The following is a 25,332-nucleotide window of genomic DNA, read 5'->3' as shown; positions in this document are numbered from 1 at the left end:
CTTAACGCTCAAGGCGAAGCCTGCTCAGTGCTTGAAGTGCCTCGAGCCCGTGAACACCATCGCCACGCCCAGCTCGTCGGCGGCGGCGATCACCTCGGGGTCGCGCTTGGCCCCGCCGGGCTGGACGATGGCCCTGACGCCGGCTGCGGCGGCGGCGCGCACCACGTCGTCGAAGGGGAAGAAGGCTTCGGAGGCGAGCACCGCGCCCTGGGCCCGCTCCCCGGCGTTGAGGATGGCGCGCTCGGCGGCCCAGATGCGGCTCACCGCGCCGGTGCCCACCCCCACCGTCACGCCGTCCCTGGCCAGCACCACGTTGTTGGAGCGGGCGTGCTTGCCCACCTTCCAGGCGAACTCGAGGTCGCGCCACTCCTGCGCGGTGGGCTCGCGCACCGTCACCACGCGGGGCTCGAGGCCGCCCCAGGCCTGAACGTCGCGGTCCTGCACCAGGAAGCCGCCCAGGATGGGGCGGAACTCCAGCGGGCCGAAGCGGCTCGGCCCGGCCACCAGCACCCGCAGGTCGGGCTTCTTGGTTCTGAACCACTCCAGGGCCTCCGGGCTCACCCCGGGGGCGATGAGGACCTCGAGGAAAGTCCCCTTCGTGGCCTGGGCGGTCTCGAGGTCCACGGGCCGGTTGAGCGCCACCACCCCGCCGAAGACCGAGAGGGTGTCGGCGTCGCGGGCGCGCTCCCAGGCGGTCTTGGGGTCGGAGGCCACCGCCACCCCGCAGGGGTTGGCGTGCTTGATCGCCACGCAGGCGGGCTCGTCGAACTCGCTCACCAGCGCCCAGGCGGCGTCGGCGTCGGCGTAGTTGTTGAAGCCCATGGGCTTGCCGGCCAGGACCTCGGCGTCGAGCACGGGACCGCTCTCGCCCTGCAGGCGGTAGAGCGCCGCTTCCTGGTGGGGGTTCTCGCCGTAGCGCAGCTCGCTGACGCGCTCCAGGGCGATCACCAGGCCAGGGCGGAACTTCTCCTGGCCCAGGAACTCGGAGATGGCCGCGTCGTAGGCGGCGGTGTGGGCGAAGGCTTTGTAGGCGAGTTCCTGGCGCAGGGCGCTGCTCACGCCGTTGCGGAGGGCCTCGAGCACCCGCGGGTAGTCGGCGGGGTCGCACACCGGCAGCACCGCGGCGTGGTTCTTGGCCGCCGCCCGGAGCATGGCCGGCCCGCCGATGTCGATGTTCTCGATGCACTCCTCGAAGCTCGCCCCCCGGCTCACGGTCTCGCGGAAGGGGTAGAGGTTGACGCACAGCAGGTCGATGCGCGTGATGCCGTGCTGCTCGAGCTGCGCCTGGTGCTCGGCGCTGCGCGTCGCCAGCAGGCCGGCGTGGATGTTGGGGTGCAGCGTCTTGACCCGCCCGTCCAGGATTTCCGGGAATCCGGTGACGTCTGAGACGTAGGTGACCTTCAGCCCGGCGCCCTCGAGCGCCTTGTAGGTCCCGCCCGTCGAGACCAGCTCGAAGCCCATAGCCGACAGCTCGCGGGCGAACTCCACCAGGCCCGCCTTGTTGGAAACCGAAAGCAGCGCACGCATACGGGGGGCATCATATAGCCGATAGCCGACAGCCGATAGCCAAACGCTAAACGCCGAACGTCGAACGCCTGAAAACGTTGACGGTCGATAGCCAGGGGACGTCGAGGGTCGAGGGCCAGGGCGTCTCGCGTTTTGCGTTTTGCGTCTTGCGTACGGCGTAGGACGTACGACGTACGACTGGCGTTTTGCGTTCAGCGTTGGGCGTTCAGCGTCCTGCACCCGCACCCGTGTAACAACTCTGTAACAACGCCCCGGTAGACTCGGGCTCAATCGAACTCGAGGGGTTTTGTGATGCCTTACCTACGGGGCCTTGGAGTCTACCTGCCTGCACCGCGCATGACCAGCGGCGACATCGCCGCGGCGAGCGGGCTGCCGGAGTGGGTGGTGCGGGAGAAGTTGGGGATCCACCAGAAGCCGGTGCCGGGGCCGGGCGACCACCCGGCCCGCATGGCCGGGTGGGCCGCGCAGGAGGCGCTGCGGGAGGCGGGGCTCGAGGCCTCTGACCTGGACGTGGTCATCAGCATCACCGACGAGCACAAGGATTACCCGGTCTGGACCAGCGCCCCGCTGGTCGCGCAGATGGTGGGGGCCGAGCGGGCCTGGGCCTTCGACGTCAACCAGAAGTGCGCCACCTTCGTCACCGCGCTAGCCGTGGCCGAGGGGCTGTTTGCGGCTCGAGCCGAGGTGCGGCACGTCCTGATCGCGGGCGGCTACCGCAACGGCGACCTGATCGACTACACCGACCCTGACGTGCGCTTCATGTACGACCTGGCCGCCGGGGGCGCTGCCGCGGTGCTCAGCCGCGAGGGGCCGGGCCTGCGGCTGTGCTCGACCCGGCTCAAGACCGACGCGGCGCTGGCCCAGACCGTGCGCGTTCCGGTGGGCGGCACCGCCGAGCCGCTGACCCCGGAGAACCTGGGGCGGTACAAGCTGCGCGTGGCCGAGCCCGAGCTGATGAAGTCGAGGCTCGAGACCGTCTCGATGCCGGGCTTCCTCGAGGTCATCGGCGGGGCCCTGCAGGACGCGGGCTACACCCCCGCCGACCTCGACTACCTGGCCCTGCTGCACATGAAGCCCTCGGCGCACCGGGCGGTGCTCGAGGGGCTGGGCCTGAGCGAGGCGCAGAGCATCTACCTCTCGGACTACGGCCACCTGGGGCAGCTCGACCCCATCCTCTCGATCAAACTGGCCCGCGAGGCCGGGAAGATCGGGCCCGGCAGCCTGGTCGCGCTGGCGGCGGCGGGCGTGGGCTACCACTGGGGCGCGGCGGTGCTGCGCTGGGAGAACGGGGCCGACGCCGGCGAGGGGGGCGCGTGATGGAGCTCAACGCCAACTGGCTCGAGCGCCTGGCGGCCTATCACCCCCAGCGCCCGGCGGTGTACTGGCGGGGCGAGTGGATCGGCTACGGCGAGCTGTACGCCCGTGCCCGGCGTGCGGCGGGGTCGCTGGCCGGGCTCGGCGTGGGCCCGGGGGACCGGGTGGCCGTGCTCAGCCCCAACCACCTGGGCTACCTCGAGCTCTACTTCGCCGCCCCCCTGCTGGGCTTCGTCCCCACCCTCCTCAACCACCGGCTGAGCCCGGCGGAGTTGCAGGGGCTGATGGAGTACACGCGGCCCAGCGCCCTCTTCTTCGGGCCGGGTCAGGAGGAGACCGCGCGCCGGCTCGACCCCCAGGCCAGGCCGCTCGAGGCGCTCCAGTCGCTGCCCGCCGCCGGCTTCGCGCCCTTTCGGGCGGGGCTCGAGGACACCGCGCTCATCCTGTTCACCGGCGGCACCACGGGGCTGCCCAAGGGGGCCATGCTCCCCTACCGGCAACTGCTCGTCAACGCGGCCCAGACCGCCATGACCTGGGGCCTGAGCCCCCAGGACCGCTACGTCGTGGCCACGCCGATGTTCCACGCGGCCCTCAACGCGCTGTGCACGCCGCTGCTGTACCTGGGCGGGGGCGTGATGATCCAGGAGAAGTTCGACCCCGGCGAGCACCTGGCCTGGGCGCAGCAGCAGCGGGCCACGCTGCTGTTCCTGGTGCCCACCATGTTCCAGATGCTCGCCAACCACCCCCACTTCGCCGCCGCCGACTTCTCGAGCGTGCGCTGGGCCATCTCGGGCGGGGCCCCCTGCCCGGCCCCGGTGCGCCAGGCCTACGCCGCCAAGGGCGTCCGCTTCCGCCAGGGCTACGGCCTGACCGAGTGCGGCGTGAACTGCTTCGCCCTCGAGCCCGAGGAGGCCGAGCAGTTCCCCGACTCGGTGGGCCGCCCCATGCCCCACCTGTGGGCGCGGCTGGTGGACGCCGAGGGCAAGGAGGTCGAGGGGGCCGGGACCGGCGAGCTCTGGCTGAGCGGCCCCACCGTGATGAAGGGCTACTACGCCCGCCCCGCCGACACCGCCAGGTGCTTCGCCGAGCAGGGGGGCCGGACCTGGCTGCGCACCGGCGACCTCGCCCAGCGCGACGCGGCGGGCCGCTACTACATCGTCGGGCGCAGCAAGGAGATGTTCATCTCGGGCGGGGAGAACGTCTACCCCATCGAGGTCGAGCGGGCCCTCTACGACCACCCCCTGGTGGCCGAGTGCGCCGTGGTGGGCGTTCCCGACGCGCAGTGGGGCGAGGTAGGGCTGGCCTGCGTGGTGCTCAAGGACGGAGCCGCGCTCGAGGCCGAGGAGTTGCGCGCCTTCCTGCGGGGCCGCCTGGCGGCGTACAAGGTGCCCAAGCGCTACGTCTTCCTGCCGGAACTCCCCAAGAGCGCCCCCGGCAAGATCCTCAAGGGCGAACTGGCCGAACGCTACGGGAGGACCCATGCCTGAGGTCGAGGTCAACGGCACCAAGCTCTACTACCAGCTCGAGGGCAGCGGCCCCGTGCTGGTGCTGGCTAATGGCATCTTCCAGCGGGTCGAGGCCTGGGAGCCCCTGATGCCGCACCTGCAAGGACGATCCCCTTCGGGACGGGGCAAACCCCGTGCACCGGACGGACGATCCCTTTCAGGACGGGGCGAAGCCCGTGCACCGGAGGGACGATCCCCTTCGGGACGGGGCGAGCCCCGTGCACCGGAGGGACGATCCCCTTCGGGACGGGAGGAAGCCCGTGCGTCAGGGGGTTTCACCGTCCTGCGCTACGACATGCGCGGCCAGGGGCGCAGCGCGGTGCCGGAGGGGGCTTACACCCCCGAGCTCCACGCCCAGGACCTCGAGGCCCTCCTCGCCGCGCTCGGCCTCGAGCGCTACCACCTGCTCGGGCTCTCCAACGGCGGCGTGGTCGCCCAGGTCTTCGCGGCCCGGCGGCCCGCGGGGCTGCAAAGCCTGACCCTGCTGTGCACCACCCCGCGCCTCGACCCCCTCATCCGGGCCAAGGTCGAGAGCTGGCGGCTGGCGCTGGAGTGGGGCGGCACCCGGGGGCGGCTGCGGGTCGCGCTGCCGTGGATCTGGGGCCGGGCCTACCTCGAGGCCCACCCCGAGATGGACAGCCCCCCCTCGCTCGAGCAGATGTTCGCCGCGGCGCCCACCGAGGAAGCCCAGCGCAACCTGATCGCGGGCTTCCTGACCCTGGGCGACCTGCGGCCCCGCCTAGCGGGCGTCCACGTCCCGACCCTGGTGGTCTCGGGCGAGGAGGACCTGCTCTTCCCGCCGCGCTACGGCCAGGAGATCGCCGAGGCCATCCCCGGCGCCCGCCACCACGTCCTGAGCGCCGTGGGGCACGTGGCGGTGCTCGAGGACACCCCCGGCCTGGCCCGGCTGCTGCACGAATTCCTGGAGGTGAGAGCGTGAAGTTCAAGGTAGGCGACGCTGCGAGCTACTCGCAGACCATCAGCGAGGCCAGCATCGCGATGTTCGTGGGCGCGGTGGGCGACACCAACCCGCTGCACGTGGACGCCGAGTACGCCAAGAAGAGCCGCTTCGGCGGGCGCATCGCCCAGGGCATCCTGGTCGCCGGGCTGATCTCGACCTGCATCGGCACCAAGCTGCCCGGTGTGGGCGCGGTCTACCTGGGCCAGAGCCTGAAGTTCCTGCGCCCGACCCACGTCGGCGACACCATCACCGCCACCGTCACCGTCACGGCCATCCGCGAGGACAAGCCCATCCTCACCCTGCAGACCGTCTGCACCAACCAGCGCGGCGAGCGGGTGATCGAGGGCGAGGCCACGGTGCTCTACGAGGAGCCCGCGTGAAGCACACGAGCAAAGGAACCCACAGCGCAGACGCTGAAGTTCGAGGAGGAAAGCCATGAAGAAACTGCTGGTTTTGGCAAGCGCAGCCGTAGCGGTCATGGGCCTGAGCCTGGCCCAGACCAACGTGAAGGTGGGGGTGATCCTGCCCCTCTCGACGGTGGGCGGTAAGGCGGCCCTCAACGGCATCCAACTGGCCGCCGACGAGGCCAACGCCGCGGGCAAGGTGCGGCTCGAGCTCGTCACCGTGGACGACGGCAACGCCGCCGACAAGGCCGTCCCCGCACTGACCAAGCTGCTCACCGTCGACAAGGTCGACATCGTCATCGGCGGGCTGGGCTCCGGCCCCACCCTGGCGATGGCGGGCCCGGTCAAGCAGTACCAGCCGCTGTTCCTGGCCATCGGCGCCGCGAGCTCGCTGGTCGAGAACGCCTTCACCGGCTACGACAACTTCTTCCACTTCCACCCCTGGGACTACCACAACGTCGCCGCGGCCATGGACTTCTTCAAGCACCTCTACGGCCAGGGCGCCCGCAAGATCGCCATCCTCTACGAAGACGGCCCCTTCGGCTCGTCGGGGATGCCCACCTACCGCAAGCTGCTGCAGGAGGCGGGCTATAACGTGCAGGCCGAGCCTTTCAAGACCAACACCGGCAACTTCACCGCCGTGCTCACCCGCTTCAAGTCCTTCCAGCCCGACATCCTCTACTGGATCGGCTACGACTGGGACGCGCTGCCCATCGCCACCCAGGCCCGCCAGGTGGGCCTCAAGCCCAAGCTGATCTACGGCGCGCCCCCGGCCTGGCCCATCGGCTTCGACAAGAACCCCAGCAGCAACGACGTGGTGGGCATGAGCGCCTGGCTGCCCTCGGTGTCGAACCCCGAGTCGCGCAACTTCGTCGCGGCCTACAAGAAGAAGTACGGTGAGGTCACCGAAGAGTACATGGCGCCCATGGGCTACACCATCGTCAAGGCCCTCACCGCCGCCGTGACCGCCGCGGGCAGCGCCGAGAAGGACAAGGTGGCCGAGGCGCTCGCCAAGGTCAAGCTCAGCACCCCCTTCGGACCGCTGGCCTTCAAGCCCTCCGACACCGGCAAGACCAAGTACCAGGGCTTCGACGCGAGCATCTGGTTCCAGTTCCAGTACCTGGGCGGGGCCCGCCGCCAGGTCTACCCGGCCAAGGGCGCGGCCCGCCCGATCCGCTACCCCGGCAGCTACTAGCCTTCCGCGGGGCAGCCCCGAAGCTGCCCCGCCTTTTACCAGCCTGTGGAAATCCTCCTGCAAACCCTCATTAACGGACTGCTGGCGGCCGGGGTGTATGCCCTGGTCGCCAGCGGGCTGGCCCTGGCGGTGGGCGTGGTCGGCATCGTCAACTTCGCCCACGGCGAGTTTTTGATGATCGGAGCCTTCGTCTCCTACTTCCTGTTCACCGCCCAGGGCCTCGACCCCCTGATCTCGCTGGGCGCCGCCGCGCTGGCCGCCTTCGCGGTGGGGGCCATCAGCTACTACGGGCTCATCCGGCCCGTGCTGGCCGCGCCCGAGCTCAACCAGATGCTCCTGACCTTCGGCCTGTCCATCGCCCTGCAAAACCTGGCCCTGCTGCTCTTCGGCGCCGACACCCGCGTGGTGAGCCCGCCCTACCAGGGCAGCACCGTGAGCCTGCTCGGGCTGTCGTTCGGCCTGGTGCCCTTCGCCTCCTTCGTGCTCTCGGTGGCGCTGCTCAGCGGGCTCTACTGGTTCTTGGGCCGCACCCGGCTGGGCTTCGCGGTGCGGGCGGTGGCACAGAACCGGCTCGCACCGGGGCTGCTGGGCATCGAGACCCAGCGGGTCTACCTCCTCGCCTTCGGGCTGTCGGCAGCGCTGGCCGGGGTGGCGGGCGTGATGCTCTCGGTGATGCTCTACGCCTCGCCGACCATCGGCTTCGCCTACACCCTCAAGGCCTTCGCCATCATCGTGATGGCGGGGCTGGGCAACCTGCGCGGGGTGATCCCGGCTGCCGTCGTGCTCGCGATGGCCGAGGCCTTCGTGAGCACCTACGTGCCGGGCGGGGGCGGCTGGGTGGAGGCGGTGTTCTTCCTGGTCATCTTCGTCAGCCTGACCTACCGAAGCTGGAGGTTCCGATGATCCTCGCGGGCGTCTTGCTGCTCTTCGCCCTCATCCTGCCCGCGCTGCCCTTAGGGAGCTGGCAGCCCTTCGCGCTCGACACCGCGCAGTTCGCCTTCTTGCTGAGCGGGCTGGCGCTGTCGTGGGACCTGCTGGCGCGCACCGGGCAGCTCTCGCTGGCGCACGGGGCCTTCTTCGGGCTGGGGGCCTACACCGCCGCGCTCGCCGCCCCGGCGCTGGGCACCCTGCCCGCGCTGCTCGCGGGGGGGGTGGTGGCCGCCGCGGGGAGCTTCCTGCTGGGCCTGGCGACGCTGCGGCTGCACGGGATGTACTTCGCCATCGCCACCTTGGCCTTCAGCGAGGTCATGCGCACCTTCGTGCTCAAGGCGGGCTTCACCGGCGGCTCCATCGGCATGATCGTGGCCCCGCCCTTCGACGGGCGCTTCCCGCTGGGCGGGTACTACCTGGCGGTGACGGTGCTAGGGTTGTGCGTGCTGACGAGCTACCTGGTCAGCCGCAGCCGCCTGAGCTACGCCATGGCCGCCATCCGGCAGGGCGAGGCGGTGGCGCGCGTGCTGGGGGTGCCGGTGGTGCGGGTCAAGCTGGTGGCCTTCCTGCTCTCGAGCGCCCTGGCGGGCTTAGCCGGGGGCGTGTACGGCATGAAGACCCTCTTCCTCTCCCCCTACGACGCCTTCAGCCTGGGCCGGGCGGTGGAGGCGCTGGTGATCCCCATCTTCGGCGGGCTCTACACCACGACGGGGCCGCTGGTGGGGGGGCTGCTGCTGGTGGGCCTGGAGACCTGGCTGCGCCTGCGCATCGGGGAGGGGTACCTGGTGGTCTACGGCGTGCTGCTGATCCTGGCGATCCTCTTCCTGCCGCGCGGCCTGGTGGGGTGGTTCTCGAGGCGCAGAGGGGGGCGGCATGCTTAAGCTCAACCGCCTGACCAAGCGCTTCGGCGGCCTGGTGGCCGTCAACGAGGTGAGCTTCGAGGTGCGGCAGGGCGAGATCTTCGCGGTGATCGGGCCCAACGGGGCGGGCAAGAGCACGCTGCTCAACCTGATCTCCGGGCTCTTCGCGCCCGACCTGGGCACCCTCGAGCTGCTGGGCAAGGACCTCACCCAGTCCCCCCCCGAGGTGCGGGCCTGGCACGGCCTGGGGCGGGCCTTCCAGATCGTGCAGCCCTTCGCCGAGATGAGCGTGCGGGAGAACCTGCTGGTGGGCGCGCTCTTCGGCAAGCCGGGCACGCCCATGAGCAAGGCCAAAGCCGTGGTGGAGGAGGTGCTCGAGCTCACCGGCTTAGCCCCCAAGGCCGACACCCCCGCCCACGAGCTCACGCTGCTCGAGGACAAGCGGCTCGAGCTCGCCCGCGCCCTGTGCACCCAGCCCAGGCTGCTGCTGCTCGACGAGGTGATGGCCGGGCTGCGCCCCGCCGAGGCCATGGAGGCCGTCGAGCTCATCAAGAAGATCCGCGCCAGCGGGGTGACGGTGCTGTTCATCGAGCACCTGATGCCGGTCGTGCGCGCGCTGGCCGACCGGGTGGTGGTCATGGACTACGGGCAGGTGATCGCCGAGGGCACCTACGCCGAGGTGGCGGCCAACCCGCGAGTGCGCGAGGCCTATTTGGGGAGGAGCGCGTGAAGGCTGAACGTCGGAGGTCGTACGCAATACGCCAAACGCAAGACGCGAGACGCAAAACGCCTTGGCCCTTGACCCTCGAGGCCCCTCAGCGGAGGTTGCCGTGAAGCTCACCGTCAGTGACCTCACCGCCGGCTACGCCAAGGCCCAGGTGCTCTTCGGGATGAGCCTCGAGCTCGGCCAGGGGGAGCTCGTCGCGGTGCTGGGGGCCAACGGGGCGGGCAAGACCACCACCCTGCGGGCCATCTCCGGGCTGATCCGGCCCTGGGGCGGCGAGATCCGGCTCGACGGGCAGAGCCTGGCCGGGCTCTCCGCGGCCCGCCGGGCTGCGCTGGGCCTGGGGCACGTGCCCGAGGGGCGGCAGCTCTTCCCCCTGATGAGCGTGGAGGAGAACCTGCTGCTGGGCGCGGCCTTCCTGGCCTGGGAGCGGCGGCAGGAGAGCCTCGAGTTCACTTACGCCCTCTTCCCCCGCCTCTCCGAGCGCCGCGGTCAGCTCGCGGGCACCCTCTCCGGCGGTGAGCAGCAGATGCTGGCGATTGGCCGCGCCCTGATGGGCCGGCCCCGCATCCTGATGGTGGACGAGCCCTCGCTGGGCCTCTCCCCCAAGCTGGCCGAGGAGGTGCTCGCCACCCTGGCCCGCATCAAGGCCGAGGGCATGGGGGTGCTGCTGGTCGAGCAGAACGTGGCGCTGTCGCTCGAGGTCGCCGACCGGGCCTACGTGGTCGAACACGGCAAGGTGGTGCTGGCGGGCCCGGCGCAAGAGCTGGCCCAGGACGAGCGGGTGCAGAAGGCCTACCTGGCGCTGTAACCTTAGGATTGAACCATGCAACTCTCCGGCAAAACCGCACTCATCACCGGCGCGGGCAGCGGCATCGGGCGGGCCATCGCCGTGGCCTTCGCCCGCGAGGGGGCCAAGGTCCTGCTCAACGACATCTCCCCCGCCGCCGAGCCGCTGGCCCACGACCTGGGCGGCGTCTACCTCAAGGCCGACCTCTCTGACCCCGAGGCCGTGGTCGGGCTGGCGCGGCGGGCGCTCGAGCACGGCCCCGTCGATGTCCTGGTCAACAACGCCGGGCTCCAGCGCATCCACCCCGTCGAGGAGTTCCCCGAGGAGACCTGGAACATGATGATCCAGGTGCTCCTCACCGCCCCCTTCCAGCTCATCAAGTACCTCGTGCCCGGCATGAAACAAAAGCGCTGGGGGCGCATCATCAACGTCTCGAGCCTGCACGGGCTGGTGGCGAGCCCCTACAAGTCGGCTTACATCTCGGCCAAGCACGGCATGATGGGCCTGACCAAGACCGTCGCGCTCGAGGTCGCCGAGCACGGCATCACCTGCAACGCCATCTGCCCGGCCTACGTGCGCACCGGCATCGTCGAGAGCCAGATCGCCGACCAGAGCCGCACCCTGGGCATCCCCGAGTCCGAGGTCATCGAGAAGGTCATGCTGGCCCCCGCCGCCATCAAGCGCCTGATCGAGCCCGAGGAGGTCGCGGAGTTCGCGCTGTTCCTCGCCTCCGACAAGGCCAGCGCCATCACCGGCTCGGCCCAGCTCATGGACCTGGGCTGGACCGCGCGCTGATGCATATTCGCTGAGTAACGCCTGCATAGCAGCGCCGTTGGGGGAGGGTTTTCCGACCCTCCCCTTTGCTTTTCGTCCTTCCAGCCGGCATTTCCGCCCGACTCACTCGAGGCTCATAAATACTTAGCCCGGGTACAAGCAGGTGACGGGGGGTTGTATACAATATCCAGCTCCGGTTACATTAGAACCCTGAGGAGGTGACCGAATGGTGCACATTCAATGCTTTATGACCCGCCCTACCAAGCTGAGCACTGTTCTGCTCACCGCCTCTGTCGGCTAACCCCCACCACAATTAGCGCAGAGGCATCGGCCCGGAAGCAAGGCTAGAAGACCGGCTCTGTTTTTTGGTTTAAAGTGCTCTTCACAGGTTTGAGCCGCCCAGCAAAGCTGGGAATGGCGCCAGGACCAGGACAGTTGCGTCCCCGAAAGGACGCAACGCGAGTGAAGAGCGCGACGAGCCCTCGAGCGGCGACCCCGCCCCAGGCTAGCGCGCGTGGCTCACCCGGCCCGCCGCACCGCAGAGCCCCCGACCCGACCCCGGGAGGGCAACCATGTCTTTCGAGTTCCACACCGCATTCGCCATCGGCCAGCAGAAGTTCGAAGGGTACCGCCGCGAGGCCGAAGTCGCCCGCAGCATCCGCTCCCGCGGCGACCGGGCCGGCTTCCGCAACCGCGTCGCCCGCTTCTTCCGCCAGATGGCCGACCGCATCGAACCCCAAGCCCCGGTCCCAGTCCGATGACTGGCCCCCTGGATTCGCATTCGGAGGAGTCTATGAACAACCTTCAGCTTTCGCTCGAGCTCGCCCGCCAGCGCGCACAACAGCTCCAGAACGAGGCCCGGTACAACCACCTGCTCCCGCCTTCCCGCGCCCGTGCCCGCCTGGCCCAGCTCCTGCGCCGGCTCGCCGAGCGCCTGGAGCCCCGCCCCGAACCTGCCCTGGGCTGAACCCGCCCCCCACCGGCCTCCCCTCGCGGGAGGTCTTTTTTTGCCCGCCTCGAGCGCCTTTGCGTGGCCTGTTTCCAATTGCCGGGACATTTGTCCTATACTGAAGCCGATCGATAACGAGTCTCCCGTGTCCTGCGTCGGCTCTCCGATGTCGCCCGACCCTGCTCGTTCGGCCGTTCAGTGGTGCGGAGGTGGAGATGAAGCTCCAGGAAGAACTCGAGATCTTCGTGCAAGCCCCCATCCAGCTCGTGTGGGACCATCTGGTGGACTTCGAGTCCTGGCCGCGCTGGTCCACCTACCTCAAGGAAGTGCACAAGGAGCCGGTGGGCTACCGCTTCGTCGCCCGCGGCATGCCGCCGGTGGACCTGGTCTGGGTGGCGCAGGGGACCAAGCGCGAGGAGCCCCGCTACCTCGAGTTCGCCAGCGTCCCCGGCGCCCAGCACGACCTCAACGTCGCCGGCTGGGTGCGGCTGGAGGAAACCCCCAACGGCACCCAGCTCGACCTGCACTTTGACGCCACCGTCGACTTCGCCTCACCCCTCCTCAACCGCATCGCCGACGTGTACGCCACCCTCTTCGGCGAGCCCAGCAAGCTGCTGAAGGTCACGATGGAGGAGTTCAAGCGCGAGGTCGAACGGGCCGCCAGCGCGCAGATGGCCCAGGCCCCGCAGGCCACCTGAACCCTGCCAAAACTCACGGCTCGGCCCCCTCCTGCGAGGGGGCTACTCGCTGGACGGGCTCGTAAATAGCCCCCCGGATTGCCGTCCCGGGCCAAGGATGCCGTAGAATACGGTCATGGATCGCAGAATTCGCGTTCTCGTAGCGAAGCCCGGTCTCGACGGGCACGACCGGGGAGCAAAGGTGGTGGCCCGGGCCCTGCGCGACTCGGGGATGGAAGTGATCTACACCGGCTTACGGCAGACCCCGGAGATGATCGTCTCGGCGGCGTTGCAAGAAGACGTCGACGCCATCGGCCTGTCCATCCTCTCCGGGGCCCACATGCACTACTTCCGGGAGGTCAAGCGGCTGCTGAGCAAGCAGCAGGCCGAAGACATCCTGCTGTTCGGGGGGGGCATCATCCCCGACGAAGACGTGCCCAAGCTCAAAGACCTCGGCGTTTCGGCGGTGTTCGGCCCCGGCACGAGCACCCAGGACATCGTCACGTTCTTGCAGCAGGCCGCCCCGCGACGCTGGGCCGCCCAAGGAGGGTAAGTGGCCTCGAACGCCGTAGTCGAACAGGTTCTAGCCCTCTCGCGAGAAGGTAAGAGCATCACCGAGATCGCCCGTGAAACCGGGCTTCCTTTTCGCCAGGTCCGGAGCCTGCTCGCCAAGGCCGGCCAGATCGAGGCTGGCGAGGAGCAGGCCGAGGACGCCGAGGGCGCGGGCCGCAAGCGCGAGGAGATCCCCGAGGAGTTGCTGGCGCAGATCGAGGCCCGCTACGCCCAGGGCGAGACGGTCATCGACATCGCCACCTCCCTCGAGCTCAACTACCAGCGGGTGCTCCGGTCCCTGCGCGAGCGGGGCGTGCTGCGCCAGGAACGCCGGGGACGGCGGGCGAAGGGCGAGGGGAAGGCCGGGGGCAAGGGCCCGGCCGCCGAACCCTCCCAGCAGCTCGCCACCGAGGTGCTCGAGCTCGCCCAGCAGGGCCAGAGCCCGGTCCAGATCGCCCGGGCGACCGGCCTGAAGGTGCGGCAGATCAACGCCATCCTCCAGCGCGGCAGCCGCGGCGGCACGGCAGCAGCCCCCACCACCCCGGCCCCCGCACGCCGCCCCTCCCGCCACGACGCGACCGCCTGGCTGCGGGTGCCCGAGCCGGAGGATCTGCCCGAGGCGGTGCAAACCCTCTTCGGCAAGTTCCTCGAGAAGACCGGCCTCGTCCCCAACGTCGCCCGCAACTTCGCCCTGCTGCCCGAGCACTTCCTGCGCTGGTTCAGCTACTACGACTACCTCATGCGCTCGGAAGGACAGCTCTCGCGCCGCGAGCGGGAGATGATCGCGGTGGTGGTCTCGAGCCACAACCAGTGCGAGTACTGCCTGGCCTCGCACTCGGCCTACCTGCGCGAGCTCACCGGCGACCCCGTGCTGCCCGAAGCGCTCGCCGCCAACTACCGCCGCGCCGAGGTCACGCCCCGTGAGCGGGCGCTGCTGGACTTCGCCGTCCAGATGACCACCGCCTCCCCGCGCATGGAGGAGGACGACCTCGAGCCCCTGCGCCGCGCGGGGCTGAGCGACGAGGCCATCTTCGAGGCCGCCCAGGTCGCGGCCATGTTCAACCTGACCAACCGGCTCGCCAACGCCCTGGGCTGGAAGCCCAACGCCGAGTACTACGGGATGCACCGCGCCTACGAGTGAAGGCGGGATGGAAGGGATCACCCATTTCCTGAAGTGGACGGTGGCCGCCGCCGCGGTGGGGTTGGTCCTGCAAGGGGTGAAGATCTACCTCGAGAGCCAGGGCCGCACGGTGGGGCTCGAGCTCGGCCTGCTGGGCTTCGTGGCGGTGTACGCGGTGGCGTTGGTGCGGCTGTTGGGGACGAAGCCGAAGTAAGTCGATAGCCGATAGCCGGGCGCGGGTCGTGCGTCGTACGTCCTACGTCGTACGCAAGACGCAAGACGCGAAACGCGAGACGCCTTGGCCCTCGACCCTAGACACGCTCCTAAGCACTTCGGCGTAAAATAAACCCCGTGTCAGGGCAGGCACCCGTGTCTGCCCTGCTTTTTGCGCCGTGGGCGTGGCCGGAGGTCGCGAGGGCTGGAAGGATAGGGCACACGATGGAAGGTTTGCTGATCAACGCGGTCTTGCGCGACTTCGCCGGGCGTTTGCCCGCACGCACGCTGGGCTGGGCCTTTCCCGACGAGGGGACGGCGGCGCTGCTGGTGGAGGGGCTGGGCAACCTGGTGCTGCGCTACCGCCCACCCAACCCGCTGCTGACCCTCGAGCCCGGCACCCTCGAGGGCGAGGCCAAGACCGCCTTCCAGCGCTCGCTGGCGGCGCGGGCCAAGGGGCGGCTGCTCGAGGCGCGGCAGCTCAAGCTCGACCGGGTGGTGTTCCTCGAGCTCGAGGGCGAGAGCGGCTTCGTGGACACCCCGCCCACCCGCTTAGTCTTCGAGCTCACCGGGCGCAACGCCAACCTGCTGCTCACCACCCCCGAAGGGCGCATCCTCACCCTCGACCGCGAGGTGACCCAGCAGGTCAACCGCTTCCGCGAGCTGCGGCCCGGCCTCGCCTACACCCCTCCCCCGCCCTACGAGAAGCTCGACCCGCGCACCGCGGGGCCCGGCGACCTCGAGCGGCTGCTCGGCCTGAGCCTGAGCCAGGCGGCCTCCAAGCACCTCGACGGCCTGGGCAAGGAGCTCACGCAGGAGCTGGCCCGCCGCGCGGGCCTCACCCCGCAGACGGTGCTCGCCCCCGAGCACCTCGAGCCCCTCCACCGCGCCCTCAAGAGCCTGGTCGAGCGCCCAGGTGAGCGGACTTCCCTCGCCACCGACCTCCGGGCCGAGTGGGAGCGGCAGGAGGCCGAGGCCCTGCGCCGCCCGCTGCGCGAGGCCCTGCACAAGCGCATCCACACCCTCGAGGCCCGCCTGGCCGACTACCGCAAGGCGCTCGCCCGGCTCGACGAGGTGCCCGCGCTGCGCGAGAAGGGCGACGTGCTGCTGGCCTACTTGCACCGGGTCCCCGGCGGGGCCGCTTCGGTGACGCTGGAGGACTTCGGCGGCGACCCCCTCGAGATCGCCCTCGACCCCGCCCTCACCCCGGCCCAGAACGCCGAGCGCTACTACAGCCGCGCCCGCCGCCTGGAGGCGTTGGCCGAGCGGGCCATGGAGCTCGAGCCGCGCACCCGGGCCCAGCTCGAGGCCCTGCACCGCGAGGTCGCGGCGCTGGAGGGGGCCAGCCTGCCCGAGCTCACCCGCCGGCTCGAGCGCAAGGACGACGCGGACGAGGGGCGCGTGGGCCTGCGGCTGCGCTCGCCGGGCGGCTTCGCGGTGTGGGTGGGCCGCAACTCCAAGGAGAACGACTTCCTCACCCGCAGCGCCCACTCGATGGACCTGTGGTTCCACGCCCAGGGCATCCCCGGCTCCCACGTCATCCTGCGCACCCAGGGCCAGCCCGCCCCCCTCCCCGACCTGCTCTTCGCCGCCCAGCTCGCCGCCTACCACTCCAAGGCCCGCGGCGAGCGCAACGTCGCGGTGGACTACACGGCCAAGAAGAACGTCTGGCGCCCGCGCAAGGCCGCGCCGGGGCAGGTGCTCTACACGGGGGCCAAGACCCTCTTCGTGGACGCCGAGGCCCCTTCGGCGCTGTCCGAAGGCGTAGACTGAGAACGGTTTTCACTATGATCGCGCGGTTTCGCACCTACCTCGAGCTCGTCCGCTTCGAGCACACCCTCTTCGCCCTGCCCTTCGCCTACGGCGGCATGCTGCTCGCCGGGCGCGGCTGGCCGGGCCCGGAGACCTTCTTCTGGATCACCCTGGCGATGGTGGGCGCCCGCACCGCCGCCATGGCCCTCAACCGCCTCATCGACCGGGCCATCGACGCGCGCAACCCCCGCACGGCCCGGCGGCACCTGCCCCGCGGCCTGGTCAGCCCGGCCGAGGTGCTGGCGCTCTCGCTCATCAGCCTGCTGCTGCTGGGCGTGGCGGCGCTCAACCTCAACGCCCTCACGGCCTCGCTGCTGCCGGTGGCGGTGTTCTTCCTGGTGGGCTACAGCTACACCAAGCGCTTCACCTGGCTGTGCCACTACTGGCTGGGCCTCACCATCGGCGCGGCGGCGGCGGGCGGCTGGATCGCCGTGACCGGGGCCTTCGAGCCGGCTACCTTCGCCCTGTGGGCCGCGGTGGGCCTGTGGATCGCGGGCTTCGACATCCTCTACGCGACCCAGGACTTCCAGTTCGACCGCGAGCACGGGATCCACAGCGTCCCGGCCCGCTTCGGCCTCGCCACGGCACTGCGGATCGCCCGCGCGACGCACTTCCTGGCCTGGCTGGGCTTCGCCCTGACCGGCTGGCTCTACGGCGCGGGCGCGGCCTACTTCCTGGGCGTGCTGTGCGCCGGGCTGGTGCTGTGGTACGAGCACCGCCTGGTCAGCCCCTCCGACCTCTCCAAGATCGACGCCGCCTTCTTCCAGGCCAACGTGGTGATCAGCCTGGGCATGTTCACCTTCATCGCGCTCGAGACGCTGCTGTAAGCCGAACCGCCCCCGTGGGCTAGTGGCCCTACCGGAGCTGACACCAAAACAGCATCACGCCCGGCTCCTTGTCGAGCTTGGACCAGGTGCCCAGGTAGGTGTAGCTGCTGAAGGAGGCCAGCCAGGCAGCGCCGTTGAGGACGTCCCGCACCTGGAAGCCGTTGGCGAGGAGCTTCTCACGCATCCGGGCGATGACGGCGTCGGGCTGGACGGAGCCGGGGCCCGTGATCTGGTCGTGGAACATCACGAACTCGTAGCGGGTACAGTCCCGGCCGATCCCGTTGGCCAGGCGGTTCATGGACTGCTTCATGTCCTCGTAAGGGCCCCCGCCGATGAACTCGTAGCCGGTGAGGGGGAAGTTCCACAGGGTGAACTGCGAGACGGTGACGACCCGGCCCTGCACCTGGGCAGTAGCAAAGCAAACGAGCAAGATAGCGGCCAGCAGGAGGAGAAAACGGTTCGCCTTCATGGTGGCTATAGTAACTGTTCCAGTTTCGGCTCGAGCCGCAAAGATCACAGCGCTGTAAATCCGGGCGTGGCGGCGGTATCCTTACCGTCATGGCCCTCGAGCCCGCCCAGCCTGCTACCTCCTCCGGCATCCCGCCCCTGATCCGGCGCAACACCCTGCTTCTGGCGATCACCCAGGCGGTGGTGGGGGCCGGGATGCAGCTCATCCCCGCCCTTGGGGCCATCAGCGTGGTGCAACTGATGGGCACCAACACCTGGTCGGGGCTGGCCACAGCCCTCGCGGGGCTCGCGCGGATGCTCGTGGCCTACCCCATCGGCCGGGTGAGCGACTCGAGGGGCCGCAAGGCCGGGCTCTACATCGGGCTCGTCCTGGCCCTCCTCGGCTCGCTGATGACGGGGGTGGGGATGGGGCTGGGCTCCTTCTGGCTCTTCACGGCGGGGGTGCTGGTCTTCGGGGCGGGCGTGGGGGCCACCCAGCAGCTCCGGGTCGCGGCCGCCGACATGTACCCCCCGCAGCGCCGCAGCGAGGGCATCAGCCTGGTGCTGATGGGGTCGCTGCTGGGCGCGGTGCTCTCCCCGCTGATCGTGGCCCTGGCCGAGCGGCTGGCGGTGGAGGTGGGGCAGTCCCCGCTGGCGGTGGCCTGGTTCCTGGTGCCCTTGTGCGTGATCCCCGCCTTCCTCCTCACCGCCCTGGTGCGTCCCGACCCCAAGCAGATCGCCCTGCGGCTCCAGGAATACTACCCCCACCTCCCCGCCGGGGGCCCCGCCCACGCTCCCGCCGGCGCAGGCTCGAGCACCCCCCGCAAGATCGCCGTCTGGGCCGGCGTCGCCGCGCAGGGCCAGATGGTGATGCTCATGGCGATGACCTCGCTCGCCCTGCACCAGCAGGGCTGCAGCTTCAACCTGATCTCGATCTCGGTCACGCTGCACGTGCTGGGCATGTTCGCCTTCTCCTGGCCGGTGGGCCGCCTGACCGACCGCATCGGCCGCAAGCCGGTGATGCTGGGGGGCCTGCTGCTCTCGGCGCTCGGCGCGCTGCTGGTGGGCTTCACCCACGAATACCTCACCATCACCCTGGGCACCTTCCTGGTGGGCCTGGGCTGGTGCGGCGCCTACAACGGCGCCACCACCGTCGTCGCCGACACCACCGCCCCAGGCGAGCGCGGCCGGGCCATCGGCGTGCTGGACGTATGGTCCAACGGCGCCGGCGCCGTCCTCCCCATCCTCGCGGGCTTCCTGGTGGAGGGCGTGGGCATCTGGGCCATCGGCGTCGCAGGCGTGCTGCTGCTGATCTACCCCGCGGTGATGGTCTCGAGGCTCGCCGAGGTCAGCCCAGGGCGGTACGAGGGCTGAGGTGCCGGGAATTTGGTAGGGACGACCCGCGGGTCGTCCCTACAGCGTCTTGCGTTTAGCGTTTAGCATTTAGCGTCTTGCGTACGACGTACGACGTAGGACGTACGACCCGCGTTCGGCGTTCGGCGTTCGGCTATCAGCTACCGACCATCGACAGAAACCCCGTGAGGATCTCCTCGACCTGATCGGTTTCGATCAGGAAGGCGTCGTGCCCGTGCGGGCTCTGGATCTCGCGGTATTCGCCGCCAGAAAGCAGGGCGCCCAGCCGCACCTCGGCGGCGGTGTAGAGCACGTCGGTGTCGATGCCCACCCACAGGCTGGGGATGCTGCGCAGGCGGTTCAGGGCGGCCTCGAGGCTCCCCCGGCCCCGCGTGACGTCGTGGGTGTCCATGGCGTTGGAGAGGGTGAGGTAGGCGTTGGCGTCGAAGCGGCGGATGAACTTCTCGCCCTGGTAGAGCACGTAGCTCTCGCCCTTGGCCGGGCTCTCGTTCCAGCGCAGGTTGAACGACTCCGGCGAGCGGAAGGAGAGCATGGCGATGGCCCGGCCGAGTTGCAGGCCCAGGGGCTGCTCGCTGTAGTAGCCGCCGCGGTAGGCCGGGTCGCTGAGCACGGCCTCGCGGGAGAGCCGGTTGAAGGCGCGGGCCCATGGACCGTGGACGCTGGGCGCGGCCAGCACCACGAGTTGCCGCACGCGCTCGGGGTAGAGCAGGGCAAACTCGAGCGCCACCATCCCCCCCAGGCTTCCGCCCAGCACCGTGACCTTCTCGATGCCCAGGTGGTCGAGCAGCCGGGCCTGGGCGCGGGCCATGTCGCGCACGGTGATGGCCGGGAACTCCGGGCCGTAGGGCTCGCCGGTGAGGGGGTTGCGCGAGAGCGGCCCGGTGGAGCCGTAGCACGAGCCGAGGTGGTTGGCGCAGATCACGAACTTCTGCCCGGAGTCCAGGACGCGGCCCGGCCCCACCAGCGCGTCCCACCAGCCGTCGGCGCCGAAGGCCTGCTCGAGCGGGCTCAGCAGCTTGAGGGTGGGCTCGTCGTAGGTGCCGGCCAGGTGGGCGGAGCCGGTCCAGGCGTGGAAGACCAGCACCGCGTTGTCACGGGCCCGGTCGAGGTGGCCGTAGGTCTCGTAGCGCAGGTGCAGCTCGGGCAGGAGGCCGCCCTGCTCGAGCCCGAACACCTCGCCCGGCGCGGTCAGGCGCACGGTCTGGGGCTGGGGCGGGGTGACCCGCCCCCTCGAGCGCGGCGGCTTGTAGAGCAAGGCCTCGTGCTCGCCCCAGGTCTCCCGGATCAGGTCGCCCCCGGGGTCGAGCACCACGCTGGTCGTGCTCACGGCCTTGGCCTCCTTTGCGCCCTGCTCAAACGCCCACCGGGGCCCGCAGCGCCTGCTTGAGGTCGGCCTTGAGGTCCTCGGCGGCCTCGAGGCCCACGCTCAGGCGCACCAGCTCGGGGCTGACCCCGGCGAGCACCTGCTCCTGGGCGCTGAGCTGGGAGTGGGTGGTGGAGGCGGGGTGGATCGCCAGGGTGCGCGAGTCGCCCACGTTGGCGAGGTGCGAGACGAGCTCGAGGCGGTTGATGAAACCCTTGGCCGCCTCGTAGCCGCCCTTGAGCCCGAAGGTGAGCACCGCGCCCGGCTTGCCGCGGAAGTACTTCTGGGCCTTGGCGTAGCTGGGGTGGTCCTCCAGGCCTGGGTAGTTGACCCAGGCCACCTCCTCCTGCTCGCGCAGCCAGTGGGCGATCTCGAGGGTGTTTTGCACGTGGCGCTCGGCCCGCAGCGAGAGGGTCTCCAGGCCCAGCAGCAGCACCCAGGCCTCGAAGGGGCCCAGCGCCTGGCCCTGGTCGCGCAGGCCGTCCACGCGGGCCTTGAGGATAAAGGCCAGGTTGCCGAAGGCCTTGGTGAGCTCGAGGCCGTGGTAGCCGGGCTGGGGCTGGGTCAGGAGCGGGTAGCGCCCGTTGTCCCAGGCGAAGTTGCCCCCGTCCACGATCAGCCCGGCGATGGCCGCCCCGTGCCCGCCGATCCACTTGGTGCCCGAGTGCACCACCACGTTGGCGCCCCACTCGATGGGTCGGAACAGGTAGCCCCCCTGCCCGAAGGTGTTGTCCACGATCAGGGCCACGCCCTGCTCCCGCGCGGCCTGCGCGATGGCCTCGAAGTCGGGGATGTTGAGCGCGGGGTTGCCGATGGACTCGATGAACCAGGCCCGGGTGTTCGCGTCGGTGGCGGCGATGAAGTCCTCGGGGCTCTCGGCGCGGCTGGTGAAGCGGGTCTCGATGCCCAGGCGCGGCAGCGTGACCTTGAGCTGGTTCCAGGTGCCGCCGTAGAGGTTGGGCGTGGCGACGATGTTGTCCCCGGCCTGGGCCAGGTTGGTGAAGGCCAGGAACTGCGCGGCGTGGCCCGAGCTCGTCGCCAGGCCCGCCACCCCGCCCTCGAGCGCGGCGATGCGCTTCTCGAGCACGTCGGTGGTAGGGTTCATGATGCGGGTGTAGATGTTGCCGAACTCCTGCAGCCCGAAGAGCCGGGCCGCGTGGTCGGCGTCCTTGAACTGGTAGGAGGTGGTGGCGTAGATGGGCACCTGGCGGGCGCCCGTGCTGGGGTCGGGGCTGTAACCGGCGTGGAGCTGCAGGGTCTCGAAGCTGAGCTTCTTGGACATGAAAAAACCTCCAACCGCAAGATTTGGGGCGGGACGGTCCCAAGGGGGACCTGGCTGGAGGTTTCAAAGGCGAAACCCCCATTCCGATGACGGTTCTCTACCGGAAGGGGGTTCACTGTGCCTAGCGAACGTGCACCCTTCTCTCATCTTCCTCCGGGCGTTTCCCCCGCCTGGAGTCGGAATTGGCACCTTTGCACTCGTGTCCGGTGATGAAACGAACACTCCTGCGGGTTGCCGCGGCATCTTCGGGCCGAATCCCTCCGCCGCTCTGGATAAGAGAACGTGTTATGTCTCGGTTGTCGCCGCGCCCCGGCGCGGTTAGTTGGGAGTGTAGGCGAGAGGGGGCGGGGATGTCAAGGGAAAAGCCGAACGCTGAACGCCGATAGCCGAACGCCCGGGGATCCGGGGATGCCCCCTCCCTGCCGGCGGGGAGGGGTAAACCACGAGCCACTAGCTACGAGCCTTGCCTCGAGGGCCGGAAATGGGTGATCAGGGCCTCGAGCACGCTATCTGACGGCTTGTCTACGGGCAGGAGGCCGATACCTGTTCCGGCGAGGAGGAGCTGGCCCTCGAGTTCGTCGGGCTTGAGGCGGGCTTCGGACACGCGGAGGCCGAGGGTGGCTGCGTGTTCGGCTACTTTCTGGCGGGTGATGCCTTCGACCCCGCCCGGCAGCACGCACAGTTCGCCGGCGCGGTAGAGCAAGGGGCTGGTGCGGCTGCCGTCCGCGACGTGCCCCTCCGCGTCGAGCAGAAGGCCCTCGAAGTGCCCGGCGCGCTCGGCCTCGAGGCGGGCTAGGCGGTACGGGAGGTAGTTGCCGGTCTTGTAGCGGCCGAGGTCGGGGTGGACCCGCAGCGAGGTGACGTGGACGCTCACCCCGCGGGCGTAGGCGGGCTCGGGGGGGGGGCGAAGGGGCGGGCGCTCGAGGCGTACCCCTCCGGGGCCACCGCCAGCCGCAGCAACAGGTCGGCGCGCGGCCGGCAGTAGTGTTCGACCTCGCGCTCGAGCGCCTCGAAGCCCGGGAAGGCAATGCCCAGGGCCCGGGCGTGGCGGCGGAGGCGCTCGAGGTGTTCAGCAAACCACAGCGGCTCGCCGGCCTCGAGGCGCAGCGTGGTGAACACGAAAAAGCCGTGCCACAAGGACTCGGGGAGCGGGGTGCCGACGGGTTCACCGTTGATGCGGGTCATGGGGAGGGCCTCGAGGTCAGGAGAGGGTCGGCTCGGGCCGGCCTGCCGGCTCGTCCACGGGGCTCAGCGACAGGAAGTTGCTCAGCAGCACCATCCCGTACTCCGAGAGCATGCTCTCCGGGTGGAACTGCACGCCCCAGGCCGGGCCGCGGGCGTGGGAGACCGCCATGCACAAGCGCGCCCCCGGGGCCTCGCCCTCGCCCCGGGTCCAGGCCTCCAGCCGCAACGTCGGGGGCAGGTCGCGGATGAGCAGGGAGTGGTAGCGCGTGAAGCGGGCCGGGCTCGGCACTCCCGCGAAGATCCCCTCGCCGCGGTGCTCGACCGGGAAGGCCTCGCCGTGAACCGGGCGGAGGGAGCGCCCCAACCGCGCCCCCAGCGCCACCCCCAGCGCCTGGTGCCCCAGGCAGATCCCCAGGAAGGGCAGGCGGGCCTCGAGCGCGGCCCGGGTCCACTCGAGGGTCCGGCCCGCCGTCGCGGGCTCGCCCGGCCCCGGCCCGACGACGAGGTGGGTGGCCCAGGACAGGTCGGGGGCCTGGCCGTGGTCCAGCACGCGGATTTCCGCCCCGAGCGCGGCCAGGTAGTCCACGATGTTGTAGCTGAAGGAGTCGTGGTTCTCCAGGAAGAGCACGCGGGCCCCCAGGCGCCGCGCGGGCCGGGGCGGCTTCCAGGCGCTGTCGCTGCGCGGGGGGGCGGGGGCCTGCCCGGCCCTCCCCTGCCCCAGCGCTTGCAGCAGGGCCTCCGCCTTGGCCTGGGTCTCGGCGTACTCCCGCTCGGGCTCGCTCTCGATCACGACGCCCGCCCCGGCCGAGAAGTAGCCCGTCCCGCCCGCGAAGCTGAAGCTGCGGATGAGGATGTTGAAGTCGCACCCCTTCCCCGAGACGTAGCCCATGGACCCGGTGTAGGCACCCCTCGCCACGGGCTCGAGCTCGGCGATGGTGCGCATCACGCTCTCCTTGGGCGCGCCCGTGATGGTCCCGCCGGGGAAGATGCTGGCGAAGGCCTCGCGCAAGGGGGCCCGGCCCCGGCCCCGCACCTCGGAGACCAGGTGCATGACGTGGGAGTAGCGCTCGAGCGTGAAGGCCTCGCTCACCTCCACGCTCCCCGGCTCGCACACCCGCGCGAGGTCGTTGCGCAGGAGGTCGACGAGCATGACGTGCTCGGCCCGCTCCTTGGCGTTGGCCCGCAGTTCGGCCCCCAGCGCCTCGTCGTGCTCAGGGGTTCGGCCCCTGGGGCGGGTCCCGGCGATGGGCCGCGCGGTGATTGTTCCCCCGCGGTAGTCGAACAGCCGCTCGGGGCTCCCCGAGACCACCGCGTAGCCCTCCCGGCGTACCGGCGAAGCCGGTCCCGCAAGGGAATCTGCCTCGCCCTCGAGCAGCCCCATGAAGGGGCTGGGGTTGTAGCGCCGCAGGGCCCGGTACAGGGCGAGCGGGTCCACCCCGTGCGCCGCGAAGCGGAAGCGGTGGGAGAGGTTGACCTGGTAGACCCAGCCCGCCCGGATGCGCTCCTGCACCTCCTCGACGCCCGCCAGAAAGGCATCCCTGGGGTAGTCGCCGTGCAATTCGACTTTCGGCAGCGGCCGGGGCTCGGCCAGGACCGGGGCGAGCGCCGTGGACGGGCTCTGGACGCGCCGCCCCTCGAGCCAGGCGTACCCCTCGGGGTAGTAGTAGAACGCCGCCTCGGGCAACCCGGGCAAGGGGGCGTGGGCGGGCAGCCCCAGGTGACGGGCGTACTCGTAGGCGAAGAAGCCGATCCAGGCCGGGAAATACCCCACGCCCAGGCCCTGCTCGAGAAAGCGGAACACCTCGAGCGCGTCCCCCACCGCCTCCCCGTCGAGGTAGGTGACGCCGTCCCAGACCTCGAGCCGCCGCGTGACCCCCACCCCGAGCAGGGTCAGCCGCCCGAACGGGGTCACGACCCCGGCGGACTCGAGCAAGGCCGGGCGCAGGCCCAGGGCCCGGGCCCGGGCGTAGAGGGTGGCGGCGTCGTCCGGCATCGCCTCGATTTTAAGGAAGGGCAAGGAAAAAAGGAGCACGGGCTACTCAGCCCGTGCCGGTCGGGGCTCGAGCGGCCTAGACCTCGTGCCACTCGTTGCGGACGGTCTCGGGGTCTTTGTTGAGGAACACCACGTTGCGCTCAGGGTCTACCCTAGCCACCCAAGCCAGCGGGATCAGATGATGCCTGCCGTCGGGCGAATCGCTCTTGGTCAGCTTGATGTAGACGCCCTCGATGCAGTCGACGGTCCCCACGTGAACCCCTTCGACGCCGTCGTGAGAGCCCTCCCCCATGGCGTGCACCATCATGTGCTCGCGGATATCGCCCGCCGTATGGGGCTGGCTCTCACCTTCCGAAACGGCCTTGTTCATGCTCCCACCTCCTTCATTGGGAGTTTGGAACACCCGCATATGCCCGGCCTGACGAGCGGCTGAGACGGGGCTGAGTGAGCCTCAGGACAGGGTTTTAGGTGAGAAGATGAGCCAAAGGCTGGAAACAGACGAAATCATGCCAGGCGTGAGGCCGGCGGCTCACGAACCTAGGACCTACCGCGCC

Annotated in this window: 25 protein-coding genes, 1 pseudogene and 1 riboswitch; of the genes and pseudogenes, 19 read left to right on the top strand and 7 right to left on the bottom strand. The window is 70.1% G+C overall.

Annotated elements, in window-relative coordinates; translation table 11 throughout:
• Nucleotides 1–24: 24 nt before the first annotated feature.
• Nucleotides 25–1,527, bottom strand: a complete 1,503-nt coding sequence (gene purH / locus MEICH_RS0113385; RefSeq protein ID WP_027893060.1) for a bifunctional phosphoribosylaminoimidazolecarboxamide formyltransferase/IMP cyclohydrolase — start codon at nt 1,525–1,527, stop codon at nt 25–27.
• 291 nt (nt 1,528–1,818) lie between these two features.
• Between purH and MEICH_RS0113380 the strand changes: the two genes are divergently transcribed.
• The 18 genes from MEICH_RS0113380 to mqnP all read left to right on the top strand — a co-directional run bounded on the left by MEICH_RS0113380 (nt 1,819) and on the right by mqnP (nt 17,134).
• Nucleotides 1,819–2,844 carry a 3-oxoacyl-ACP synthase gene (locus MEICH_RS0113380; protein ID WP_036218557.1) on the top strand — a complete coding sequence of 342 codons (1,026 nt, stop codon included), beginning with the start codon at nt 1,819–1,821 and terminating at the stop codon, nt 2,842–2,844.
• On the top strand, nt 2,844–4,328 hold the full coding sequence (locus MEICH_RS0113375) for a class I adenylate-forming enzyme family protein (RefSeq protein ID WP_027893058.1): 1,485 nt from the start codon (nt 2,844–2,846) through the stop codon (nt 4,326–4,328). Before MEICH_RS0113380 ends, MEICH_RS0113375 begins: the two co-directional genes overlap by 1 nt.
• The gene (locus MEICH_RS25005) at nt 4,321–5,286 is read left to right on the top strand and encodes an alpha/beta fold hydrolase (protein WP_027893057.1); all 966 of its coding nucleotides are present in this window, start codon (nt 4,321–4,323) and stop codon (nt 5,284–5,286) included. Before MEICH_RS0113375 ends, MEICH_RS25005 begins: the two co-directional genes overlap by 8 nt.
• Nucleotides 5,283–5,687 (top strand): MaoC family dehydratase, encoded by a 405-nt coding sequence (locus tag MEICH_RS0113365; RefSeq protein WP_027893056.1) that lies wholly within the window; start codon nt 5,283–5,285, stop codon nt 5,685–5,687. The genes MEICH_RS25005 and MEICH_RS0113365 overlap by 4 nt, the downstream gene beginning before the upstream one ends.
• A 55-nt stretch (nt 5,688–5,742) precedes the next feature.
• Entirely contained in the window at nt 5,743–6,906 is a 1,164-nt protein-coding gene (locus tag MEICH_RS0113360) for an ABC transporter substrate-binding protein (protein WP_027893055.1), read from the top strand.
• Nucleotides 6,907–6,951: 45 nt separating this feature from the next.
• The gene (locus tag MEICH_RS0113355) at nt 6,952–7,809 is read left to right on the top strand and encodes a branched-chain amino acid ABC transporter permease (RefSeq protein WP_027893054.1); all 858 of its coding nucleotides are present in this window, start codon (nt 6,952–6,954) and stop codon (nt 7,807–7,809) included.
• The gene (locus MEICH_RS0113350) at nt 7,806–8,717 is read left to right on the top strand and encodes a branched-chain amino acid ABC transporter permease (RefSeq protein ID WP_027893053.1); all 912 of its coding nucleotides are present in this window, start codon (nt 7,806–7,808) and stop codon (nt 8,715–8,717) included. Before MEICH_RS0113355 ends, MEICH_RS0113350 begins: the two co-directional genes overlap by 4 nt.
• Nucleotides 8,710–9,426: an ABC transporter ATP-binding protein gene (locus MEICH_RS0113345; RefSeq protein ID WP_027893052.1), complete on the top strand. Its 717-nt coding sequence runs from the start codon at nt 8,710–8,712 to the stop codon at nt 9,424–9,426. The genes MEICH_RS0113350 and MEICH_RS0113345 overlap by 8 nt, the downstream gene beginning before the upstream one ends.
• Nucleotides 9,427–9,586: 160 nt before the next feature.
• Nucleotides 9,587–10,231 carry an ABC transporter ATP-binding protein gene (locus MEICH_RS0113340; RefSeq protein WP_420804468.1) on the top strand — a complete coding sequence of 215 codons (645 nt, stop codon included), beginning with the start codon at nt 9,587–9,589 and terminating at the stop codon, nt 10,229–10,231.
• A 15-nt stretch (nt 10,232–10,246) separates the two neighbouring features.
• On the top strand, nt 10,247–11,005 hold the full coding sequence (locus MEICH_RS0113335) for a 3-hydroxybutyrate dehydrogenase (RefSeq protein ID WP_027893050.1): 759 nt from the start codon (nt 10,247–10,249) through the stop codon (nt 11,003–11,005).
• Between the two features lie 551 nt (nt 11,006–11,556).
• Nucleotides 11,557–11,745 (top strand): hypothetical protein, encoded by a 189-nt coding sequence (locus MEICH_RS0113330; protein ID WP_027893049.1) that lies wholly within the window; start codon nt 11,557–11,559, stop codon nt 11,743–11,745.
• A 32-nt stretch (nt 11,746–11,777) separates the two neighbouring features.
• Nucleotides 11,778–11,951: a hypothetical protein gene (locus tag MEICH_RS28755; RefSeq protein WP_157202774.1), complete on the top strand. Its 174-nt coding sequence runs from the start codon at nt 11,778–11,780 to the stop codon at nt 11,949–11,951.
• A gap of 197 nt (nt 11,952–12,148) precedes the next feature.
• Nucleotides 12,149–12,631 (top strand): SRPBCC family protein, encoded by a 483-nt coding sequence (locus MEICH_RS0113320; protein ID WP_027893048.1) that lies wholly within the window; start codon nt 12,149–12,151, stop codon nt 12,629–12,631.
• 115 nt (nt 12,632–12,746) lie between these two features.
• Nucleotides 12,747–13,163: a cobalamin B12-binding domain-containing protein gene (locus tag MEICH_RS0113315; protein WP_027893047.1), complete on the top strand. Its 417-nt coding sequence runs from the start codon at nt 12,747–12,749 to the stop codon at nt 13,161–13,163.
• Complete coding sequence (locus tag MEICH_RS30185) at nt 13,164–14,303, top strand: peroxidase-related enzyme (RefSeq protein ID WP_245587651.1); 1,140 nt, start codon at nt 13,164–13,166, stop codon at nt 14,301–14,303. It abuts the gene before it with no gap.
• A 7-nt stretch (nt 14,304–14,310) separates the two neighbouring features.
• Nucleotides 14,311–14,496, top strand: coding sequence for a hypothetical protein (locus MEICH_RS0113305; protein WP_027893046.1), 186 nt, complete (start codon nt 14,311–14,313; stop codon nt 14,494–14,496).
• A gap of 224 nt (nt 14,497–14,720) precedes the next feature.
• Nucleotides 14,721–16,268 (top strand): Rqc2 family fibronectin-binding protein, encoded by a 1,548-nt coding sequence (locus MEICH_RS0113300; protein WP_027893045.1) that lies wholly within the window; start codon nt 14,721–14,723, stop codon nt 16,266–16,268.
• A gap of 14 nt (nt 16,269–16,282) precedes the next feature.
• Nucleotides 16,283–17,134: a menaquinone biosynthesis prenyltransferase MqnP gene (mqnP, locus tag MEICH_RS0113295; protein ID WP_157202773.1), complete on the top strand. Its 852-nt coding sequence runs from the start codon at nt 16,283–16,285 to the stop codon at nt 17,132–17,134.
• A 28-nt stretch (nt 17,135–17,162) separates the two neighbouring features.
• On the opposite strand, the gene MEICH_RS0113290 is transcribed toward mqnP, so the two are convergent.
• Complete coding sequence (locus MEICH_RS0113290) at nt 17,163–17,603, bottom strand: hypothetical protein (RefSeq protein WP_027893043.1); 441 nt, start codon at nt 17,601–17,603, stop codon at nt 17,163–17,165.
• Nucleotides 17,604–17,692: 89 nt separating this feature from the next.
• Between MEICH_RS0113290 and MEICH_RS0113285 the strand changes: the two genes are divergently transcribed.
• Nucleotides 17,693–18,955, top strand: coding sequence for an MFS transporter (locus MEICH_RS0113285; RefSeq protein WP_027893042.1), 1,263 nt, complete (start codon nt 17,693–17,695; stop codon nt 18,953–18,955).
• A 136-nt stretch (nt 18,956–19,091) separates the two neighbouring features.
• Here the strand turns inward: MEICH_RS0113285 and metX are convergent, their stop codons facing one another.
• From metX to MEICH_RS0113260, 5 genes and pseudogenes are all read right to left on the bottom strand, one after another.
• A complete protein-coding gene (gene metX, locus MEICH_RS0113280) occupies nt 19,092–20,282 on the bottom strand; it encodes a homoserine O-acetyltransferase MetX (RefSeq protein WP_245587650.1) in 1,191 nt (396 codons plus the stop codon).
• Nucleotides 20,283–20,307: 25 nt separating this feature from the next.
• The gene (locus MEICH_RS0113275; protein ID WP_027893040.1) at nt 20,308–21,600 is read right to left on the bottom strand and encodes an O-acetylhomoserine aminocarboxypropyltransferase/cysteine synthase family protein; all 1,293 of its coding nucleotides are present in this window, start codon (nt 21,598–21,600) and stop codon (nt 20,308–20,310) included.
• 140 nt (nt 21,601–21,740) lie between these two features.
• Nucleotides 21,741–21,879: riboswitch (SAM riboswitch) on the bottom strand.
• A 175-nt stretch (nt 21,880–22,054) separates the two neighbouring features.
• Nucleotides 22,055–22,785, bottom strand: a pseudogene (locus MEICH_RS30710) (aminotransferase class IV).
• Nucleotides 22,786–22,801: 16 nt separating this feature from the next.
• Nucleotides 22,802–24,778, bottom strand: a complete 1,977-nt coding sequence (locus MEICH_RS0113265) for a chorismate-binding protein (RefSeq protein WP_027893039.1) — start codon at nt 24,776–24,778, stop codon at nt 22,802–22,804.
• Nucleotides 24,779–24,854: 76 nt separating this feature from the next.
• The gene (locus MEICH_RS0113260; protein WP_218916405.1) at nt 24,855–25,148 is read right to left on the bottom strand and encodes a DUF2171 domain-containing protein; all 294 of its coding nucleotides are present in this window, start codon (nt 25,146–25,148) and stop codon (nt 24,855–24,857) included.
• Nucleotides 25,149–25,332 lie beyond the last annotated feature (184 nt).

The sequence above is a fragment of the Calidithermus chliarophilus DSM 9957 genome, assembly GCF_000430045.1.
GTDB lineage: Bacteria > Deinococcota > Deinococci > Deinococcales > Thermaceae > Calidithermus > Calidithermus chliarophilus.
This window is presented reverse-complemented; position numbering and strand designations above follow the sequence as displayed.

Bases quoted from the DNA above. Each gene is read 5' to 3' on its own strand.
- purH (WP_027893060.1), bottom strand. From the start codon at position 1,527: ATGCGTGCGCTGCTTTCGGTTTCCAACAAGGCGGGCCTGGTGGAGTTC.
- MEICH_RS0113265 (WP_027893039.1), bottom strand. From the start codon at position 24,778: ATGCCGGACGACGCCGCCACCCTCTACGCCCGGGCCCGGGCCCTGGGC.
- MEICH_RS0113290 (WP_027893043.1), bottom strand. From the start codon at position 17,603: ATGAAGGCGAACCGTTTTCTCCTCCTGCTGGCCGCTATCTTGCTCGTT.
- MEICH_RS0113320 (WP_027893048.1), top strand. From the start codon at position 12,149: ATGAAGCTCCAGGAAGAACTCGAGATCTTCGTGCAAGCCCCCATCCAG.
- MEICH_RS0113300 (WP_027893045.1), top strand. From the start codon at position 14,721: ATGGAAGGTTTGCTGATCAACGCGGTCTTGCGCGACTTCGCCGGGCGT.
- MEICH_RS28755 (WP_157202774.1), top strand. From the start codon at position 11,778: ATGAACAACCTTCAGCTTTCGCTCGAGCTCGCCCGCCAGCGCGCACAA.
- MEICH_RS0113350 (WP_027893053.1), top strand. From the start codon at position 7,806: ATGATCCTCGCGGGCGTCTTGCTGCTCTTCGCCCTCATCCTGCCCGCG.
- MEICH_RS0113380 (WP_036218557.1), top strand. From the start codon at position 1,819: ATGCCTTACCTACGGGGCCTTGGAGTCTACCTGCCTGCACCGCGCATG.
- MEICH_RS0113315 (WP_027893047.1), top strand. From the start codon at position 12,747: ATGGATCGCAGAATTCGCGTTCTCGTAGCGAAGCCCGGTCTCGACGGG.
- MEICH_RS0113260 (WP_218916405.1), bottom strand. From the start codon at position 25,148: ATGAACAAGGCCGTTTCGGAAGGTGAGAGCCAGCCCCATACGGCGGGC.
- MEICH_RS0113340 (WP_420804468.1), top strand. From the start codon at position 9,587: ATGAGCCTCGAGCTCGGCCAGGGGGAGCTCGTCGCGGTGCTGGGGGCC.
- MEICH_RS0113375 (WP_027893058.1), top strand. From the start codon at position 2,844: ATGGAGCTCAACGCCAACTGGCTCGAGCGCCTGGCGGCCTATCACCCC.
- MEICH_RS0113305 (WP_027893046.1), top strand. From the start codon at position 14,311: ATGGAAGGGATCACCCATTTCCTGAAGTGGACGGTGGCCGCCGCCGCG.
- mqnP (WP_157202773.1), top strand. From the start codon at position 16,283: ATGATCGCGCGGTTTCGCACCTACCTCGAGCTCGTCCGCTTCGAGCAC.
- MEICH_RS0113360 (WP_027893055.1), top strand. From the start codon at position 5,743: ATGAAGAAACTGCTGGTTTTGGCAAGCGCAGCCGTAGCGGTCATGGGC.
- MEICH_RS0113345 (WP_027893052.1), top strand. From the start codon at position 8,710: ATGCTTAAGCTCAACCGCCTGACCAAGCGCTTCGGCGGCCTGGTGGCC.
- MEICH_RS0113285 (WP_027893042.1), top strand. From the start codon at position 17,693: ATGGCCCTCGAGCCCGCCCAGCCTGCTACCTCCTCCGGCATCCCGCCC.
- MEICH_RS25005 (WP_027893057.1), top strand. From the start codon at position 4,321: ATGCCTGAGGTCGAGGTCAACGGCACCAAGCTCTACTACCAGCTCGAG.
- MEICH_RS0113335 (WP_027893050.1), top strand. From the start codon at position 10,247: ATGCAACTCTCCGGCAAAACCGCACTCATCACCGGCGCGGGCAGCGGC.
- MEICH_RS0113275 (WP_027893040.1), bottom strand. From the start codon at position 21,600: ATGTCCAAGAAGCTCAGCTTCGAGACCCTGCAGCTCCACGCCGGTTAC.
- MEICH_RS0113330 (WP_027893049.1), top strand. From the start codon at position 11,557: ATGTCTTTCGAGTTCCACACCGCATTCGCCATCGGCCAGCAGAAGTTC.